Source organism: Streptococcus panodentis (assembly GCF_017884005.1).
Lineage (GTDB): Bacteria > Bacillota > Bacilli > Lactobacillales > Streptococcaceae > Streptococcus > Streptococcus panodentis.
Genome location: NZ_QFAY01000002.1, coordinates 84,292 through 102,290, shown reverse-complemented (window position 1 = coordinate 102,290; position 17,999 = coordinate 84,292). Strand labels below are relative to the sequence as shown.

Genomic DNA, 17,999 nt, shown 5'->3' with positions numbered 1-17,999 from the left:
TTCTTTTTATGACTTTTTTCAGCAGAACTGCCTGATGATAAAAAAACGAACAAAAACTGATTTGTCCGTTTTTCATTTCATTAAGCCTTCAGCTCGATAGCTGCATCGCCCTTAGCAACCGCCCCTTCTGCTGTCGGAGTAACCGAAGCGTAGTCAGCAGTGTTGGTGACGATAACCATCGTTGTGTCATCCAAATTGGCAGCAGCGATTTTCGCAGCATCAAAAGTTCCCAGTACATCGCCGGCTTTGACCTTATCGCCCTGAGCAACCTTTTGGTCAAATCCGTCACCATTGAGGGAGACCGTGTCAATTCCGACATGAATCAGGATTTCAGCGCCATTAGATGTTTTCAGACCGTAGGCATGACCGGTTTCAAAAGCGATGGTCACTTCTGCATCAGCCGGTGCATAAACCACACCTTCGCTAGGCTTGATGGCAATCCCCTGTCCCATTGCTCCGCTGGAGAAGACCGGATCATTGACATCACTGAGCGCTACCGCCTGACCAACGATTGGAGAAAGGATGGTTTCATCCTGAAGGGCTGCTGGAACCTTGCCGGTTTCAGCTTCTTCAACAAGTTTTTCAGTTTCAGCAGCTTCTGCTGCAGTTTCTTCGTCTTTGTAGCCGAACATATAGGTCAGAACAAAACTCAAACCAGTTGTCAAAACAACCATAAAGATATATTGCAACAATTGACCATTCAGGTATAGGAGAGTACCTGGAATAATTGTGATACCGAAACTTGTACCTGCAAGCCCCATAATAGAAGCCAACCAACCACCAACAGCACCGGCACCGAGTCCAATTACAAACGGTTTAACATAACGCAAGTTAACCCCGAAGATAGCTGGCTCAGTAATACCCAATCCTGCAGAAAGTGCTGCTGGGAATGCAAGAGCCTTGAGTTTTTTAGATTTTGTCTTCACAGCTACAGCCAAAGTCGCACCAGCCTGAGCTGTCATAGCAGCAGTGATAATGGCATTAAATGGATCTTTCCCAGTTTGAGATACCAACTGAGATTCCAGTAAGTTGAAGATGTGATGAACACCAGTTACGACAATCAGTTGATGAACTGCACCGATAATCAGACCGGCAAGACCAAACGGAAGGCTAAGAAGGAACTCTGTACCATTCAAAACAAATGACTCGACAACGTGGAAGACTGGGCCAATCACAAATAGTCCCAAAATAGACATTACAAGGAAAGTAAGGAATGGAACAAGAAGAAGATCCAAAACATCTGGAATTTTCTTGTGCAGCCATTTTTCAAATTTCGCACCAAACAATCCTACAAAGAAAGCTGGAAGTACAGAGTTTTGATAGCCAACTACTGGAATAAAACCAAAGAAGTATATTGGATGGGCTTTTGTTGCTGTAACTTCGCCAGTAAATTTCAGACTTCCTAGAACATCCATATTAGCAATTTTGTCTAAAATATCCTTAGAAGGATCAACAGCAAATTTAGTAGCCTGACCAGCCACATCCCAAGCATTTGGAAGTGCTGAGTTTACCATCATTAAGCCAAGAACCAAACCAATGATTGGGTTTCCGCCAAAAACTCTAAAAGCTGACCAGCAAATCAAAGCCGGGAAGAAAGCGAAGGCGGTATCAGTTAAGACTACTGTATAGGTATAGAAGTCAGTTGCTTTGAAAGCATCCGCAGTAGTGCCAAACAAAGCTAAAACCTGATCCTGAGCAATTGCTCCACGAACTCCCATGAAAAGTCCTGTCGCAACAATAGCTGGAAGAATCGGTACAAAGACATCCCCAAAGGTACGGATGGCCCGTTGGAACCAGTTGCCTTGCTTCGCCGCTTCTGCTTTCATGTCGTCTTTTGAAGAAGTCGGCAGTCCAAGCGCCACTACTTCGTCGTAAATTTTATTGACCGTACCGGTCCCAAAGATGATTTGGTATTGGCCTGAGTTGAAGAAAGCCCCCTGAACTTTATCTAAGTTTTCAACAGCATCTTTGTTGATTTTTTCTTCATCTTTGACCATCACGCGCAGACGGGTCGCACAGTGAGCCACACTGTTGACATTTTCACGTCCGCCCAAGGCATCAATGACCTTTTTTGCAATTTCAGTATTATTCATTTGCAAAAATCTCCTTATATATAAAATAATATAAAACTTTTGAAAGCGATTTATCACTTTTACGAATATTATTTTAACACGTTTTCAAAATATGTCAAGCGTTTTGCAGAAATTTTATTTTTTTCATGCTAAAAGTTGATTTTTCAGGAGAAAACGTTTACTATAGTAATAAGAAATAATATGATTCGGAGGGCAAACGATTGGCTTGGACAACTGAACAACGCTATAGACGCTATGAAGACTGGACGGCAGAAGAGGTGCAGCACATCAAGGAAAACATCGCCAAGTCCCCTTGGCGGGCCAGCTACCATGTAGAGCCCCAGACAGGTCTGCTCAACGACCCCAACGGCTTCTCCTATTTTGACGGCAAGTGGGTCCTGTTTTATCAGAACTTCCCTTTCGGAGCTGCCCACGGTCTCAAGTGCTGGGTACAGCTGGAAAGCGATGACCTGGTCCACTTCACAGAGACCGGCCTGCGGGTGCTGCCAGATACGGCGCTGGACAGACACGGCGCTTACTCTGGCTCTGCCATGCAGTTTGATGACCAGCTCTTTCTCTTCTATACTGGCAATGTCCGTGATGAAAACTGGGTCCGTCATCCCTACCAGATCGGCGCCCTGCTGGATAAAGCAGGCAATCTCGAAAAAATTGACCGCATCTTGATCGAGCAGCCTGAGGAAGCGACCGATCATTTCCGCGATCCGCAGATTTTTAATTACAAGGGGCAGTTCTACGCCATCGTTGGCAGCCAAAACCTAGACAGACAAGGCTATATCAAGCTCTACAAGGCTGTGGACAATGACTATACCAACTGGGAAGCCGTCGGCAATCTGGACTTCGCTAACGACAAGACCGCTTATATGATGGAGTGCCCTAATCTGGTCTTCATCCATGACCAGCCAGTCCTGCTCTACTGCCCTCAGGGGCTGTCCAAGGAAGTGCTGGACTACGACAACATTTACCCAAACATGTATAAAATAGGTCAATCGTTTGACATAAATCAGGCAAAAATCGTTGACCCAAGTCCGCTTCAAAATCTGGACTACGGCTTCGAGTGCTATGCGACGCAGGCTTTCAACGCGCCGGACGGCCGGGCTCTGGCGGTCAGCTGGCTGGGATTGCCAGACGTGGCCTACCCATCTGACCGTTTTGACCATCAGGGAGTCTTCTCTCTGGTCAAGGAGCTGACCCTGCAGGAAGGCAGACTCTATCAGTATCCCGTAGCCGCCATGCAGGACCTGCGAGGCCCTGCACAGGTCTTGACCAATCAGACCCATACCGAAAACAGCTATGAGCTGGAGCTGGACCTTGCAGCAGACACGCAGAGCGAAATCGTCCTGTTTGCCGATGCAGACGGCAAGGGCCTGCGCATCCGCTTCGATACCCAAGCAGGTCAGGTAACCGTTGACCGCAAGGAAGCAGGGGAGCCGTTCGCTCTGGATTTCGGCAGCAGCCGCTCCTGCAGCATTGACAGGAAAGCTGCTAAAGCCAATATTTTTATTGACAAATCTGTCTTTGAAATTTTCATCAATAAAGGAGAAAAAGTATTTTCCGGCCGGGTCTTCCCGCAGGAGGACCAAAAGGGGATTTTCATCGCCCAGGGCAGTCCGACCGGCACTTACTATGAATTAGATTATGGTCGCAAAGCTCACTGATGTCGCCAAATTAGCCGGGGTCAGCCCCACTACTGTCTCCCGCGTCATCAATAAAAAAGGCTATTTATCAGGCAAAACCATTTCCCGAGTGGAGGAAGCCATGCGGGAGCTGGGATACAAGCCCAACAATCTGGCCCGCAGCCTGCAGGGCAAATCCGCCCAGCTGATCGGGCTCATCTTTCCCAACATCAGCCATATCTTTTATGCGGAACTGATTGATAAGCTGGAGCACGAACTCTTTAAACAAGGCTATAAAACCATTATCTGCAACAGCGAGCACAATTCTGCCAAGGAGCGCGAGTATCTTGAAATGCTGGAAGCCAATCAGGTGGACGGCATCATCTCGGGCAGCCACAATCTGGGAATTGAAGACTACAATCGGGTGACGGCGCCCATCATTTCCTTCGACCGCAACCTGTCACCGGATATTCCTGTCGTTTCCTCAGATAATTACGCTGGCGGGGTTCTGGCAGCCGAGACGCTGGTCAAGTCCGGCGCAGGTCAGATTATCATGATTACCGGCAATGACAACTCCAACTCCCCGACCGGTCTCCGCCATGCCGGCTTTGCTTCTGTCCTGCCAGACGCTCCCATCATCAATGTCTCCAGTGATTTTTCACCAGTCAGAAAGGAAATGGAAATCAAGCAGATCCTGACCCAGACCAAGCCTGATGCTATCTTTGCTTCAGATGACCTGACAGCCATCTTGGTGATGAAAGTCGCTCAGGAGCTGGGGATTGCTATTCCGCAAGAGCTGAAAATTATCGGCTACGACGGCACCTACTTCGTCGAAAACTACTACCCGCAGCTGGCCACTGTCAAACAGCCGCTCAAGGATATTGCCTGTCTGTCTGTAGACTTGCTGCTCAAGCGAATTGCCGGTCAGGAGGTCAAAGCCACCGGCTATTTCCTGCCGGTCAGTCTCCTGCCGGGCAAGAGTGTCTAAACAGATATAATAAAAAAGCCCGACAGGCTTTTTTATTATATCAAATGCATTCTATACTGCTCATCTAACAAATTCTACAATATGGCCGCCGCAGGCCTTAATCAGCTCATAGTCATGGGTCACAATAATCAGAAGCCTGCCCTGCTCTGCCATCTGCTGCAGGTCCTCTATCATGCGCTCCATTTGGCCTTTGCACAGACCGCTGGTCGGCTCATCCAAAATGACAATGGGCTTGTCTGATACCTTGGCCATGGCCAGCAGCAGACGCTGCTTTTCTCCGCCCGACAGGGTCTGCGGATGGCGCTCTTTCTTGTCCAAGAGACCGACCTGGGCCAGAGCTGCTTCCTTGGCAGCTTCGTCCTCACTGACAATCGAAATCTCTGACCAAACCGACTCTGTAAAGAGCTGATAGTTGACATCCTGCATAATCATACTGAGCCAAGGGTAGCTGGGTTTGAGCAGGCGGCCGCGATAGAAAGCTCGGCCCTTGAACCGCTTATTCAAACCGCTCAGACAGCGCAGAAAAGTGCTTTTGCCGACACCATTCTGACCGATGAGAAAGTTTATCCCCGGCTCCAGGGAAAGATTCATATCAAAGACCGGCTGCCGCTCATAGCTGTAGCTGTAATCCTGAGCCAGAAGGGAGGCTGAAGCCTCAAACCCCTTATCTGTCATGGACTTGGCTCGGTAGTCCAAAGTCTGCAAATCAGACTTTTGGATCTTGGTCAGGCTGCGCAGCTTGTGCTGCCTCAGGAAATCTTCGTCCAATTCCTGCGGCTGGTAAGATGCAGCTGTCGCATCTTCCAGCAAAATAAACTGATCCATGATGTCCTGCAGATAATAGAGCCGGTGCTCAGCGACAATCAGAGTCTTGCCCAGCTTTTTTAATGTGAGCAGAACTTCTTTCAGCCGCTCGATAGCTTCTCGATCCAGCGAGGATGAAGGTTCATCAAACATATAAATATCGTTGTTCATGCAGGCCACACTGGTAATCGCCAAAAGCTGCTTTTCTCCGCCTGACAGGGTAAAGATGTCCCGGTCCAGCAGCCTTTCCACGCCCAACAGCCGGGTATAGCTGTCGATGCGCTCGATAATCTCCTGCCGGGGCAGATTGCGGTTTTCTAAGGCAAAGGCCATTTCATCGGTCGAATTGGTCGCATAAAACTGAGTCTTGGGATTTTGAAAAACGGTGGAAATAAAACGGCTGCGCTCAGCCATATCCAGAGCCAGCAAATCCTGACCCTGATAGGTCAGGCTGCCGGACAGCTCTGCCGGCTGAAAATAGGGAATGACGCCGTTGATTGTGCGCAGCAGACTGCTCTTGCCGCTGCCGGAAGCACCGCTGACAACCGTAATCTGTCCCGGCTGAAACTTCAGATTGAGAGCTTTCAGGACAGGCTTCTCATAGGAAATAGTGAAATCTTTAAATTCAAGCATAGCGACTCCAAATATCTAAGGCCAGGACTGCCAGCAGGAGGCCCAGCAGGAGATAGTCCAAAAGGCCCAGCCTGGTCTGAGACAGACTGGAGCGGCGGCCGCCCACCACTAAGCCTCTCGTCATAGCTGAGATGGCCACGTCGTCTGCCGTTCGGGTCAGGCATACCAAGAGGGGCACATAGCGGTATTCCAGCATGCGGGCTGGATTTTTGAAAAACTCCCTGCCGGTCAGCCCATGCAGATACATAGCATCCCGAATCTGGCGATAGTCTTCCTTGACCGTGTAGAAAAAGCGAAACATGACCGATATGGGGATAATCAAACTGTCGGGCAGCTTCATTCTCTGCAGCGAAGCCACCAAATCGCTCATAGAGGTGGTCAAAAGGCTGTAACGACCCATCATCACGCCCGGCGACATGCGCAGCACGACCATAGTCATAAAGAGAAAGACCGCCTGCAGGATGGACGATGACAGATGGTAGCGCAGCAGAATATACTGCATGACAACAGCCAGCCCAATCAGCAGCAGCCCCTTGACTGCCTCTGCAATTTTCCCTGCCAGCAAGAGAAAAAGATAGGGCAGGGCTGCCAAGCAGACGACCAGCGGAAAATAACGGTGGTGGAGATTGCCCAAGAGCAGAATATAGGAGATCACAACGGTCAGGGCCAGCTTGGTGCGAAAGTCCAGTTTCATAAGGAGCCTCTATCTAAGCCATGCCAGCCTGCTTGAAGTGCTTTTTCAGCATCTTGATGCCGATGGTGCAGCCCAGATAAGCCCCCACCATCCCCAATACGACAATAGGAAGAAAGGACCAGTCAGGCAGGACACTCATCATTTGGTCCGCAAAATCCTGACCATAGCCTTGTTCCAGCATATGCTGCACATAGTCTGCCCGTGTCAGATAGATCGGCAGCAGGTTAAAGCAGGAAGACAGGCTGTAGGCCACATAGGCCCAGCGGGCATGCTTGATGCTTTGATAACCGCCTTTTTTTAAAATATACTCTCCAGCCAGAGCCGCCAAAACAGTCCCCAGCAGGATCAGAGCTGTATGGCCGGTCGCGATAAAGACCAAGGCAGAAACCAAGCCCATAATCAGCATCATGCCAAAACGATGGATTCTGGCGCTGTAGAGCATGAAGAGCGGACCTGAAATCAGGGCGCCAAAGAAAGGAACGATGGGCATGGTGATAGGCACAAAGCCAATCATGCCCGATACAAAAGACACGGCCACAATCAAGAGAGAAAAAAGACCAGCATTGACCAGATCTGTAACAGAGAAAGCAGTTTTTTTCATAGGGAATACTTCCTTTCTTATTTATTGTACTTAAATGCTTCAATCAGCCGAGAAGTCTCCACCAGTTCCTGATAGACCGCCGAAGTCTGCAGGAGCTCCCTGTGCCGGCCGATGCCATCCACCCGGCCGTCCTTGAGAACCACGATTTTATCAGCATTTTCAATCGATTTCAGGCGGTGGGAAATGATGATGACCGTCTTGTCCCTGAGCAGCAGACTGAGACTCTCCTGAATCAGCTTTTCATTTTCAATATCCAGCGATGAGGTGATTTCATCTAAAATGACAATCGGCGCCTGCTTGAGCAGGGCACGGGCAATCGAAATCCGCTGGCGCTCGCCGCCCGACAGCTTGGCGCCATTCTCACCGACCAGACTGTCATAGCCATCCGGCAAAGCCTCGACAAAGGCCTGACAGTTGGCCTGACGGGCTGCTGCCAGCACTTCTTCGTCAGAAGCGTCCGGCCGGCCCAGACGGATATTTTCCAAGACAGAGGCATTAAAGAGACTGACATCCTGAAAAACAATCGAAATCGAATCAAAGAGCGAGTTGGTGCTGATCTCTTTCAGCTCCTGTCCGTCAATCCTGATCTGGCCTTCTTGGTAGTCATAGAGCCGGGAAATGAGGCGCAGCAGGCTGGTCTTGCCGCAGCCGGACGGGCCGACCAAGGCAGTGATTTCCTTTTGCTTGGCAGTAAAGCTGACATCCTGCAGGACTGGCTGCCCCTCTTTATAGGCAAAGCCGACGCCGTCCAGCTCAATATCAAAGTGCCGGAGGAAAACATCCTGCCCCTGCTGCTTGGGTGCTTCCCGCAGCTCCTTTATCCGCCTGACCGCAGCATTGATATAGAGAATCTCGGCGACATTCATATAGAGCCCCTCCATGCCGTCAATAATTTTGACCGTGGCCAGCAGGTAGCCCAGAAAGTAGAGCAAGGGCAGCTGACCCTGAGCTAAAAGCCAGGAGCCGACCAAAACGACCAGACCCAGAGTCAGACGCAGCCCCACTCCTGCCGCCAACACCGGCAGCCCCTGCAGGATTTCTGTCTTCAGGTGCAGTTTTTCGCTTGCTTCCATTTGGCGGTAAAGTTTCTGGCTCAGCTGAGCGCCCAGGTTATAGGCCTTGATCTCCTCCTGCAGCTCAATGGCCTCCTGAAAGCTTTCTGAATTAGCCCGCAGCTGCTGCCAGTAGGCAGCTGAAGCCCATTTGGGCAGTTCTTTGGACAGCCAGATCAGTCCGGCAATCAGCAGCAAGGGCAGCACAATGCAGAGTCCCAGAAGCAGATTGCCCATCAGCATCAGGGCACTGACTAAAAAGAAGAAAAGGACAAAACCCAGCGTTTTAGAAATGGCATGGCTGAGGGCATGCTCCAGCCGCTCCACATCGCTCATGATGGTCTGAGACAGATCGGACAGATCGTGGCTGGAAAAGTAGGACAAGGGCAGGGTCTGCAGGATTTCTGCAATGTCCGTCCGTATATTGGCGCTCTCCTTATAAGTCGTGGTATAGGTCGCGTTGTAGTCCATATTGATACCCGCATAAAGCAGGATGACCGTTACCAGAGTCGCCAGAAGAAAAAGCAGCGGGGAAGCCAGCTGCCCGCTCAGAAGCCCCTGCAGATAAAGCATCACAATCATCATGGGCAGCATTTGCAGACAGAAGCCCAGAAAGGAGACCAGACAGGCCCGGAAAAGGTTTTTAGCGCCGGTCTGCGTCAGACCAAACCTGTTTTTCAGTTCATCTATCATGATACCCTCCATTCATCTGCACTGGCATAGAGCTCTTTCAGACGCCGATAGAGACCGGACTTTTCAGACAGGTCCTGATCTCTGCCCCGCTCCACGATTCTGCCCTGGTCAATGACCAGAATTTCATCAACTCCCCTGATAGAGCTCAGGCGGTGGGCAATGATGATGACGGTCTTATTCTCCATCAAGCGGGCAAAGGCCTGCTGAATTTGGTATTCATTGTTGACATCCGTCGAAGCTGATGCCTCATCCAAAATAAGCAGCCGGGCATCTTTTAAAATCGCTCGGGCAATCGCCAGCCGCTGCATCTCGCCGCCCGACAGGTGGACTCCCTCGGCCCCGATTTGGGTCTCTTCCCGGTCGGGAAATTTATCCAGAATATCCTGACAGCAGGCCAAATCCAGCGCCCGCATCACTTCCTCACGGCTGGCCTCCGGCCGGCCCAGCCGGACATTGTCATAAATCGACAGCTTAAAGAGCTTGGACTGCTGAAAGACAAAGGCAATCTGCCGCATGGCAGCTTCTTGACTGTAGGATTCAATGGGCTTTTGCCCCAAGAGAATCTGTCCGCTCCCCGCCTTATAAAAACCGGCCATGAGCTTGGCAATCGTCGACTTACCGCTGCCGCTGGCTCCGACCAGAGCATAGACTTTATTGGCCTCTAAGCGGAAGGACAGGCGATCTAGGATCAGCTGGTCTTCCTCATAGCCAAAAGACACCTCCTGAAAGGCAAGGCTGCCGTCTATCAGCTCTTCCTCGGAACCTTGATACACCTTGTTCTCAGTCATCTGCTGATAGAGCTGTTCGATTTTATCAATGACCTCAACAGCCTTGTACTGGTACATGCCCAGATACATGACCCGCATAAAGCAGGTAAAGAGAAGTCCGATGACCGAAAAGAGGTAGAGAAACTGCGGCAGCAGGTGCAGCTGCTCTCTTTCAGGCAGCAGAAAGGCAAAAGCCGAAATCAGCAGCAAAATATAGCTCGCAAACAAAACCTGAAAGCTGACATAGGCCCGGCGGCAGGTAAAGGAATACTGCAGAGCAGTCTCTGAATAAGCCTGAATAGCCTGCGACAGTGCCTTAAAGGAAGCGACCGAAGTCTTAAAAATCTTGATGACCTGCATCCCGCGGACATATTCCACCGTAGCGCTGTTGAGATTTTCCAGCGTCGCCGCATAAAGACTCATCAGCTCAGGCTTGCCGACCATGCCCTTGACCTGCCAGGCACCGATTGCAATCAGAAGCAGGAGCAAGAAGCCCATCAGCGGCTGAATGACAAAGGCCAGACCTACAATCATGAGCGGCGTCACCACTACCCCGACATTGTCCGGTATCAGATGGGCCACAATCGTATGGGTCTCTGCAGCATTGTCATCGATAATCTTCCGAATCTTGCCCGAACTGGAGGTCCCGAAAAAGGCAAAATTAGAAGCCATCAGGCCGTCAATCCCTCTTTTTCTCAGATTGGTCTCCAAGCGGAAGGCCACCATGTGCGCCAAGACCCCGGAAGTCATATAAAGCAGGGAGCCAGCCAGCATCATGGAAACAATGACAAGCGCATAGGCCGCAGCCGAGGCGGTATTGCCAGAAAGCAGAAGGCCCCGCAAGAACTCATATAAATAATAAAGAGCTCCCGCCATCAGCATGGCAGACAGGGCAGAAAAGAAAATAGCAAGATAAGCCAAGCCTTTTCGGTCAGGTATATATGAAAAAAGCTTTTTATAGACAGAAAACATAAAATATCCTCTTTCGTACTTGTAAAAGCAGCTGCAAATCGTTATAATAATGCTATTCATATTTTACCACTCTTAAAAATGAACAACAATCATTATTAAATTTTATGACGAATTGTAGTATTTGGCTAATCGTGTTATAGGAGTCTCTTATGAATGTAGATTTTGATGGGTTTTTAAACAGCCAACAGTACAGCCTGCTGGAGAACTGCCAGCGTTTTTCCAGCCACGGCAAGACCTATTTTACCAGCAATGATGAAGCAGAAGGCTTTTACTGGAATTACGAAACGGATTATTTCCGGATTAACATCCATGATTCTTTTATCAAAAAGGACAGTTTTTTGACGATGGATCTGCGCCAGCACAAAGACTTCCTTGCCTTTTCATCTTATTTCAAATCTGCCAACGGCGAGTGCCTGTCCCCCTACAAAGCTCTCCGAAGCAAGTCCAGCTTTATCGTGCTCAACCAAGGGCAGCAGCTGCGTTTTTTGCTCAACGGCCAATCTTATTTTCAAACAGTGGAAATTGATTTTAAAGAAAGTATGATTGAAGACTATCTGATGGGACAGTTTCAGCTCAACCAAGGTGAAATTAACCGGATTTTTACAGAATCCCACAAGTTTAATGCCGAAAAACTGGGCAAGATTGCAGAGGAAATCCTGCATTATCATGTCAGTTCCATCGGCAGTGAGCTCTTTTATGAAATCAAAGCCAAGGAATGGCTGAGCGTCATCATCAACGACTACTACAATCACCAAGAGGGCAGCAGCACACTCAATGCAGCCGATGATCTGGCCCTCAGCAATGTCAGCAGCTACATTGACGACCACTATGCTTCTGATATTCCTCAGGAACTGCTGAGCAAGATTGCCATGATGAGCAAGACCAAGCTGAAAAACACCTTCAAACTCAAATACAAAATGACCATGACCGAGTACACCCAGCGCCGGCGCATGGCCGCAGCTGAACAGCTTTTGGGCAGCACCCATCTGGAAATCAAGGACGTTGCCATGTCAGTCGGCTACCAGTCCCACAGCCGCTTTTCCGCCCTCTTTAAAAAGTACACGGGTATCTATCCCCACGAAGTCAAACGGCACCACAACCACACCGGCCGCAGCAAATGCGATAAATGCCAGCAACTAAAAAAACCTAGCCAAAACGGCTAGGAATTTTTTATACTATCGAAGACGACTGGGGTAAACCACTTTGATGAAAACAAGCGATACAAACTGCGTTTGCTTAGATGGAAGACAAAGCCTTCTTTAAGACTTTCCCTTAGGTGGGGACGGACGCCAGCGGCTTCCTTCGGAATTCCGTAGCTAAGTTTTGAGCCTCCTCGCCTTTGGGTTTCTAGGCTCAGGCTAAGGCGGCGAGACAGTCTTCTCGCTTCTGCCGCTGCTGCCTCAAGACAGCCAGCCTCAGAAAACTTCCCTTCCGAAGCGGTCTACTCTTCTGTTACAAACTGGCTGAGAATCCCATTGATAAACTTGCTGGATTTCTCATCAGAGAACTGCTTGGACAGCTCAATAGCCTCATTCACGGCTACCAGCTGCGGGGTATCAAATTCTGTGATTTCAAAAATCCCCAAGCGCAGGATATTCTTTTCTACCAAGGTCAGACGGTCCACTGTCCAGCCCGCTTTGAGGTGCTGAGCGATTTTTTGGTCTAGCTCCTCTTTGGATTTGTCAACGCCGGTGACCAGATTGAGGAGAAAAACCGGAAGTTCAGGTTCTGCCCCCTCTTCCTCCTTGTCATAGGAATAAGCAAAGCGGCAGGCTTCCAGAACATCGCCCTCGTATTCTAGGCTCATCAAAGCCTGAAAAGCGCGCTGGCGCAGATCTCTTCTGGATTCCAAAAAAACATCAGTCATTGAGGAAATCCTCGTCAAACAGGTCTTTCAGGTCTGGTTTTGGCGCTTTTTCCGGAACGATACCAGCCACATGAATATTGACAGCAGACAGCTCCACCTCAGCCATATCATAGACGGCACTCTTGACTGCTTTTTGGATTGCAACAGCCACCGTCGGAACGCTGACTCCGTACTCCAGGTAGAGATAGATGTCTACTGTCACATCGCCGGTTTCATCCGTATGCAGGGCAACACCGCGGCCCAGCGAACGCATCGACAGGCTGTCAGACATACTCTTATTTGCGAAAGAGTAAACTCCTTCTACCTTTGCCGTTGCAATGGCAATAATCTTCTCCAAAACACGCGGTGCAATGACGATTTCACCTAATTGTTCAGTTGCCATAGTTCATTACCTCTTCTAAATTATGCGCGGGAAACATAGGTTCCTTCAGCGGTATTGATAATCAATTTCTGTCCGACTTCGATGAAGTCCGGCACATTGACAACCAGACCAGTCTCCAGAGTCGCTGGCTTACCGGAGCCCGTCACGGTGGCACCCTTGATGGATGGCTGGGTATCGGTCACCACCAATTCTACCGTTGTCGGTACCGTCACACCAATTACCTCTGTTCCATAGAACTGGATTTTTACTTCTGAGTTTTCCAGAATAAACTTCAGTTCTTCAGCAACGCTGGCCACTGGAATTTCATACTGGTCAAAGGACTCCGTATCCATGAAGTAGGCGGTGCCGTCCATTTGGTACAGGTATTGGGCTGGGCGGGTTTCGATAATGGCCTGCTCAAATTTTTCTTCTGGGCGGTAGCTGGTGTCAAAGGTAGAGCCTGTACGGACATCGCGCAGCTTCATCCGCATAATGGTATTTCCCTTACCTGGCTTGTGGTGGCTGGCCTCCAAAACGCGGATCAACTTGCCATCAGCTGTCTCAAAGGTCATGCCAGCTTTCAGCTTGCTTGCTTCAATCATTCTATATTACCTCTTTTTAAAATTATATTCTCTTTATTCTATCATAAAGCCTGATAATTCTCAAATAACAATCAACTCTTTGGGAGCCAGCGTCAGGACCTCGCAGCCGCTCTCAGTGATGAGGAGATCGTCCTCAATCCGGACACCGTATTTGCCGTCCAGATAAATGCCCGGCTCATCTGTCAGAACCATGCCGGCCTCAATCGGCTCCTCTGACTTGCCGAAGTAAGGAATCTCATGGATGTCCAGACCGATACCGTGGCCGATGCCGTGGCTAAAGTAAGGACCGTAGCCAGCATCGTTGATGACCTGACGCGGAATGCGGTCAAAGTCAATGCAGCTGAGACCGGCCTTGGCTGCTTCTATCAGGGCTTGATTGCTGCGCAGAACCATATCATAAATCTCCCGCTCCTCATCTGTCGTCTGGCCGATATGAATGGTCCGGGTCATATCGCTGACATAGTGATTGTAGTAGCAGCCAAAGTCCAGCGTCAGCGTTTCTCCGCTCTGGATCACCTTGTCACTGGCCACGCCATGCGGCATGGCTGAGCGGCAGCCTGAAGCGATGATAAAGTCAAAAGAGGCACCTGAAGCACCCAGCTGGCGCATACGGGCATCTAAAAAGTTCATCACAGCCAGCTCTGTCGTCTGACCGGGCTTGATAAAGTCCAGTACATCCAGAAAGGCTTGGTCAGAAATCTGACAGGCCTTGCGAATGGTTGCGATTTCCTGCTCATCTTTAATCATGCGCAGCTTTTCAATAAAACCCGTCATCGGTACCAGCTCGTAGGAGGAGAAGACACTTTCCAGCATCTTGAAATAAGCATAGGAAACTTCATCGTCAAAGCCGACTTTCTCCAGCTTGTCGTCCGCAATGATTTTGACAATCTCCCCAATCGCGTCGCGCGTTTCCACAATGTCAAAACCGCGGACCGCTCCCTTGGCAATCAGTGTATAGCGCGCATCCGTCAGGAAAATCCGGCGGTTTTTGCTGATAAAAACTGTCGCTTCTGTCCCGCTGAAACCAGTCAGGTAGTAGATATTTTTCAGATTAGTGACCAGCACTCCGTCGCAGTCTGACTGGGCCAGGGCTGCTTCAAACTTCTCAATTCTTGATAACATGAGGTACCTCCGTAGAATGATTAGCCTTATTATAGCAAAAAATCAGGCAAATGACGATAGACTAAAACAAAAAGGCCCGCCAAAACGGACAAGGCCTCCTTGCAGAATCGTCATGTGGGTGTCCTGCTCTTTGAAAATCGAAGATGACACTTCTTTGCAGAAATGTTATCTGCAACCACAATGCCGTGCTTTGCGCTGGCGGCATCGGTTTTCCTTGTTGTTTTTGATTCTCTTTGAGTATCAGGAGTTTATTTTTCCAGCTTGCCTTTCAAATACTGGCCGGTATAGCTGGCGGGATTGGCCGCAACTTCCTCCGGTGTGCCGGAAGCGATAATGGTACCGCCGCCGACTCCGCCTTCCGGCCCTAGATCAATGATATGGTCCGCTGTCTTGATGACATCCAGATTGTGCTCGATGACCAGCACCGTATTGCCATCGTCCACAAAGCGTTCCAGAACATGCAGAAGCTTGGCAATGTCCTCTGTATGCAGGCCTGTCGTCGGCTCATCCAGAATGTAAAAGGACTTGCCAGTAGAGCGCTTATGGAGCTCAGAAGCCAGCTTCATCCGCTGGGCTTCCCCGCCTGAGAGAGTCGTCGCCGGCTGTCCCAATGTCACATAGCCCAGCCCCACGTCCTTGATAGTCTGTAGCTTGCGAGCAATCTTAGGAATGTGCTGGAAGAAGTCCACCGCATCATTGACGGTCATATCCAGCACCTGGGCGATATTCTTTTCCTTGTAGTGGACTTCCAGCGTTTCGCTGTTGTAGCGCGTGCCGTGGCAGACCTCACAGGCCACATAGACATCGGGCAGGAAGTGCATCTCAATCTTGATAATTCCATCGCCCGAGCAGGCTTCGCAGCGGCCGCCCTTGACATTAAAGCTGAAGCGGCCTTTCTTGTAGCCGCGAATCTTGGCTTCATTGGTTTTGGCAAAGAGGTCGCGGATGTCGTCAAAAACACCGGTATAGGTGGCTGGATTAGATCGCGGTGTCCGGCCGATCGGGCTTTGGTCAATGTCAATCAGCCGGTCCACATGCTCAATGCCGGTCATTTTCTTAAACTTGCCGGGCTTGTCCGAGTTGCGGTTGAGCTTCTGGGCAATGGCCTTTTTGAGAATGGAATTGACCAGCGTGGACTTGCCGGAGCCGGAAACCCCGGTCACAGCGATGAATTTGCCCAAGGGGAAACGCGCTGTGATATTCTGCAGATTGTGCTCCTGAGCGCCTGCAATTTCAATGAAACGGCCGTTGCCGGCCCGGCGGTCCAGCGGCACCGGAATGGCCCGCTTGCCGGACAGATACTGACCGGTGATGGATTTTTTGATCTTCGCTACCTGACTCGGTGTGCCGGCAGCGACAATCTCACCGCCAAAGACACCGGCACCCGGCCCTACATCAATCAGCCAGTCGGCCTCCCGCATGGTGTCTTCATCGTGTTCAACCACAATCAGGGTATTGCCCAGATCCCGCATCTTTTTCAGGCTGGCAATGAGGCGGTCATTATCCCGCTGGTGGAGGCCAATGGATGGCTCGTCCAGAATATAGAGAACGCCGGACAGATTGGAGCCGATCTGAGTTGCCAGGCGGATCCGCTGGCTTTCCCCGCCAGAGAGGGTGCCCGCTGAGCGCGACAGGGTCAGGTAGTTGAGGCCGACGTTGTTGAGGAAGGTCAGACGGTCGTGAATTTCCTTGACAATAGGCTTAGCAATAATCGCTTCATTGTCTGTCAAGGTCAGGCGGTCCAGCTCCTCCAAATGATCCGCAATGGACAAATCGGAAATCTGACCGATATGGAGCCCCTTCTCTCCGCCAATCTTAACAGACAGGGCCTGGTCATTGAGCCGGTAGCCCTGACAGGCTGCACAGGTCAGCTCATTCATGTAGAGCCGCATCTGATTGCGGGTAAAGTCACTGTTTGTCTCATGATAGCGGCGGTTGATATTAGCCACCACTCCCTCAAAAGGAATGTCAATATCCCGCACACCGCCGAATTCATTTTCATAATGAAAATGGAACTCTCGGCCCTCAGAGCCAAAGAGAATCAGCTGCCGCTCTGCCTCGGTCAGCTCCTCAAAAGGCCTATCCATATCAATCCCGAACTCCTGCATGGCCTGCTCCAGCATCTGCGGATAGTAGTTAGAGGAAATGGGATTCCAAGGAGCTAAAGCCCCTTCTCTCAGAGTCTTGCCGGCATCCGGCACCACCACATCCAAGTCTACCTCCAGCTTGACTCCCAGACCGTCACAGTCCGGACAGGAGCCAAAAGGAGCATTAAAGGAGAAGAGCCGCGGCTCCAGCTCAGGCACTGTAAAGCCGCAGACCGGGCAGGCATAGTGCTCGGAAAAGAGCAGCTCCTCGCCGTCCATGGTGTCGATGACCACATAGCCCTCCGCAATCCTGAGAGCCGCCTCGACCGAGTCAAAGAGCCGGCTGCGGACCCCTTCCTTGATGACAATCCGGTCCACCACGACCTCGATATCGTGCTGCTTGCTCTTGGACAGCTCAGAAACCTCGGTCACATCGTAAATCTCGCCGTCCACGCGCACCCGGACATAGCCGTCTTTCTGAATCTTGTCAAAAACCGTCTTGTGCTGGCCCTTTTTCTTGCGGATGACCGGCGCCAGGATTTGCAGCCGCTGACGCTCCGGCAGCTCCAAGACCTTGTCGACAATCTGCTCGACGGAGGAAGCTGTGATGGCACCGTGACCATTGATACAGTAAGGCGTTCCGACACGCGCGTAGAGCAGACGCAGATAGTCGTTAATCTCCGTCGCCGTCCCCACCGTCGAGCGGGGATTTTTGCTGGTGGTCTTTTGGTCGATGGAAATAGCAGGGCTGAGACCGTCAATCGAGTCCACATCCGGCTTTTCCATATTGCCCAAAAACTGCCGGGCATAGGCCGACAGGCTCTCTACATAGCGCCGCTGCCCCTCTGCATAGAGGGTGTCAAAGGCCAGGCTGGACTTGCCCGAGCCGGACAGACCGGTCACCACGACCAGCTTGTCACGGGGAATTTCTACATCAATATTTTTTAGATTATGAGCTCGCGCTCCATGAATCACAATCTTATCTTGCATCTTGACCTCGTTTCACTTTTAAACCTTCTCTATTATAACAAAATTTTCTGCAATCTTTTG

The 17,999-nt window shown here is 50.3% G+C and carries 14 protein-coding genes; 3 read left to right on the top strand and 11 right to left on the bottom strand.

Translation table 11 applies throughout. The features are described 5' to 3' along the window. Nucleotides 1-80: 80 nt before the first annotated feature. Nucleotides 81-2,093 carry a sucrose-specific PTS transporter subunit IIBC gene (locus DHL47_RS01470; RefSeq protein WP_128834425.1) on the bottom strand — a complete coding sequence of 671 codons (2,013 nt, stop codon included), beginning with the start codon at nucleotides 2,091-2,093 and terminating at the stop codon, nucleotides 81-83. 200 nt (nucleotides 2,094-2,293) lie between these two features. Here DHL47_RS01470 and DHL47_RS01465 point away from each other — a divergent pair, with 200 nt between their 5' ends. Further along, complete coding sequence (locus tag DHL47_RS01465; RefSeq protein ID WP_209550656.1) at nucleotides 2,294-3,748, top strand: sucrose-6-phosphate hydrolase; 1,455 nt, start codon at nucleotides 2,294-2,296, stop codon at nucleotides 3,746-3,748. After that, nucleotides 3,729-4,694 carry a LacI family DNA-binding transcriptional regulator gene (locus DHL47_RS01460; protein WP_209550655.1) on the top strand — a complete coding sequence of 322 codons (966 nt, stop codon included), beginning with the start codon at nucleotides 3,729-3,731 and terminating at the stop codon, nucleotides 4,692-4,694. The genes DHL47_RS01465 and DHL47_RS01460 overlap by 20 nt, the downstream gene beginning before the upstream one ends. A gap of 60 nt (nucleotides 4,695-4,754) precedes the next feature. On the opposite strand, the gene DHL47_RS01455 is transcribed toward DHL47_RS01460, so the two are convergent. From DHL47_RS01455 to DHL47_RS01435, 5 genes are read right to left on the bottom strand one after another with little or no spacing between them, the layout of a single operon-like run. Next, on the bottom strand, nucleotides 4,755-6,131 hold the full coding sequence (locus DHL47_RS01455; RefSeq protein ID WP_209550654.1) for an ABC transporter ATP-binding protein: 1,377 nt from the start codon (nucleotides 6,129-6,131) through the stop codon (nucleotides 4,755-4,757). Further along, on the bottom strand, nucleotides 6,124-6,825 hold the full coding sequence (locus DHL47_RS01450) for an energy-coupling factor transporter transmembrane component T (RefSeq protein ID WP_209550653.1): 702 nt from the start codon (nucleotides 6,823-6,825) through the stop codon (nucleotides 6,124-6,126). The genes DHL47_RS01455 and DHL47_RS01450 overlap by 8 nt, the downstream gene beginning before the upstream one ends. 13 nt (nucleotides 6,826-6,838) lie before the next feature. Beyond that, nucleotides 6,839-7,426, bottom strand: coding sequence for an MptD family putative ECF transporter S component (locus tag DHL47_RS01445; RefSeq protein WP_209550652.1), 588 nt, complete (start codon nucleotides 7,424-7,426; stop codon nucleotides 6,839-6,841). 17 nt (nucleotides 7,427-7,443) lie between these two features. Continuing rightward, a complete protein-coding gene (locus DHL47_RS01440; protein ID WP_209550651.1) occupies nucleotides 7,444-9,171 on the bottom strand; it encodes an ABC transporter ATP-binding protein in 1,728 nt (575 codons plus the stop codon). Beyond that, on the bottom strand, nucleotides 9,168-10,910 hold the full coding sequence (locus DHL47_RS01435) for an ABC transporter ATP-binding protein (protein WP_209550650.1): 1,743 nt from the start codon (nucleotides 10,908-10,910) through the stop codon (nucleotides 9,168-9,170). The genes DHL47_RS01440 and DHL47_RS01435 overlap by 4 nt, the downstream gene beginning before the upstream one ends. A 149-nt stretch (nucleotides 10,911-11,059) precedes the next feature. On the opposite strand from DHL47_RS01435, the gene DHL47_RS01430 reads away from it, so the two are divergent. Continuing rightward, nucleotides 11,060-12,073 (top strand): helix-turn-helix domain-containing protein, encoded by a 1,014-nt coding sequence (locus tag DHL47_RS01430; protein WP_128834438.1) that lies wholly within the window; start codon nucleotides 11,060-11,062, stop codon nucleotides 12,071-12,073. 278 nt (nucleotides 12,074-12,351) lie between these two features. Here the strand turns inward: DHL47_RS01430 and nusB are convergent, their stop codons facing one another. The 5 genes from nusB to uvrA all read right to left on the bottom strand — a co-directional run bounded on the left by nusB (nucleotide 12,352) and on the right by uvrA (nucleotide 17,939). Beyond that, nucleotides 12,352-12,777 carry a transcription antitermination factor NusB gene (gene nusB, locus DHL47_RS01425; RefSeq protein WP_128834441.1) on the bottom strand — a complete coding sequence of 142 codons (426 nt, stop codon included), beginning with the start codon at nucleotides 12,775-12,777 and terminating at the stop codon, nucleotides 12,352-12,354. Next, on the bottom strand, nucleotides 12,770-13,159 hold the full coding sequence (locus DHL47_RS01420) for an Asp23/Gls24 family envelope stress response protein (RefSeq protein ID WP_128834444.1): 390 nt from the start codon (nucleotides 13,157-13,159) through the stop codon (nucleotides 12,770-12,772). The genes nusB and DHL47_RS01420 overlap by 8 nt, the downstream gene beginning before the upstream one ends. Before the next feature lie 20 nt (nucleotides 13,160-13,179). After that, a complete protein-coding gene (efp, locus tag DHL47_RS01415) occupies nucleotides 13,180-13,740 on the bottom strand; it encodes an elongation factor P (RefSeq protein WP_128834446.1) in 561 nt (186 codons plus the stop codon). 60 nt (nucleotides 13,741-13,800) lie between these two features. Next, nucleotides 13,801-14,862 carry a M24 family metallopeptidase gene (locus DHL47_RS01410; protein ID WP_209550649.1) on the bottom strand — a complete coding sequence of 354 codons (1,062 nt, stop codon included), beginning with the start codon at nucleotides 14,860-14,862 and terminating at the stop codon, nucleotides 13,801-13,803. Between the two features lie 248 nt (nucleotides 14,863-15,110). Continuing rightward, nucleotides 15,111-17,939: an excinuclease ABC subunit UvrA gene (uvrA, locus tag DHL47_RS01405; protein ID WP_209550648.1), complete on the bottom strand. Its 2,829-nt coding sequence runs from the start codon at nucleotides 17,937-17,939 to the stop codon at nucleotides 15,111-15,113. Nucleotides 17,940-17,999: the final 60 nt, after the last annotated feature.

What these genes read in the sequence shown, in the direction of transcription:
- DHL47_RS01440 (WP_209550651.1), bottom strand. Translation starts at nt 9,171, where the DNA reads ATGATAGATGAACTGAAAAACAGGTTTGGTCTGACGCAGACCGGCGCT.
- DHL47_RS01455 (WP_209550654.1), bottom strand. Translation starts at nt 6,131, where the DNA reads ATGCTTGAATTTAAAGATTTCACTATTTCCTATGAGAAGCCTGTCCTG.
- DHL47_RS01445 (WP_209550652.1), bottom strand. Translation starts at nt 7,426, where the DNA reads ATGAAAAAAACTGCTTTCTCTGTTACAGATCTGGTCAATGCTGGTCTT.
- DHL47_RS01435 (WP_209550650.1), bottom strand. Translation starts at nt 10,910, where the DNA reads ATGTTTTCTGTCTATAAAAAGCTTTTTTCATATATACCTGACCGAAAA.
- DHL47_RS01470 (WP_128834425.1), bottom strand. Translation starts at nt 2,093, where the DNA reads ATGAATAATACTGAAATTGCAAAAAAGGTCATTGATGCCTTGGGCGGA.
- nusB (WP_128834441.1), bottom strand. Translation starts at nt 12,777, where the DNA reads ATGACTGATGTTTTTTTGGAATCCAGAAGAGATCTGCGCCAGCGCGCT.
- uvrA (WP_209550648.1), bottom strand. Translation starts at nt 17,939, where the DNA reads ATGCAAGATAAGATTGTGATTCATGGAGCGCGAGCTCATAATCTAAAA.
- DHL47_RS01410 (WP_209550649.1), bottom strand. Translation starts at nt 14,862, where the DNA reads ATGTTATCAAGAATTGAGAAGTTTGAAGCAGCCCTGGCCCAGTCAGAC.
- DHL47_RS01450 (WP_209550653.1), bottom strand. Translation starts at nt 6,825, where the DNA reads ATGAAACTGGACTTTCGCACCAAGCTGGCCCTGACCGTTGTGATCTCC.
- efp (WP_128834446.1), bottom strand. Translation starts at nt 13,740, where the DNA reads ATGATTGAAGCAAGCAAGCTGAAAGCTGGCATGACCTTTGAGACAGCT.
- DHL47_RS01430 (WP_128834438.1), top strand. Translation starts at nt 11,060, where the DNA reads ATGAATGTAGATTTTGATGGGTTTTTAAACAGCCAACAGTACAGCCTG.
- DHL47_RS01420 (WP_128834444.1), bottom strand. Translation starts at nt 13,159, where the DNA reads ATGGCAACTGAACAATTAGGTGAAATCGTCATTGCACCGCGTGTTTTG.
- DHL47_RS01460 (WP_209550655.1), top strand. Translation starts at nt 3,729, where the DNA reads ATGGTCGCAAAGCTCACTGATGTCGCCAAATTAGCCGGGGTCAGCCCC.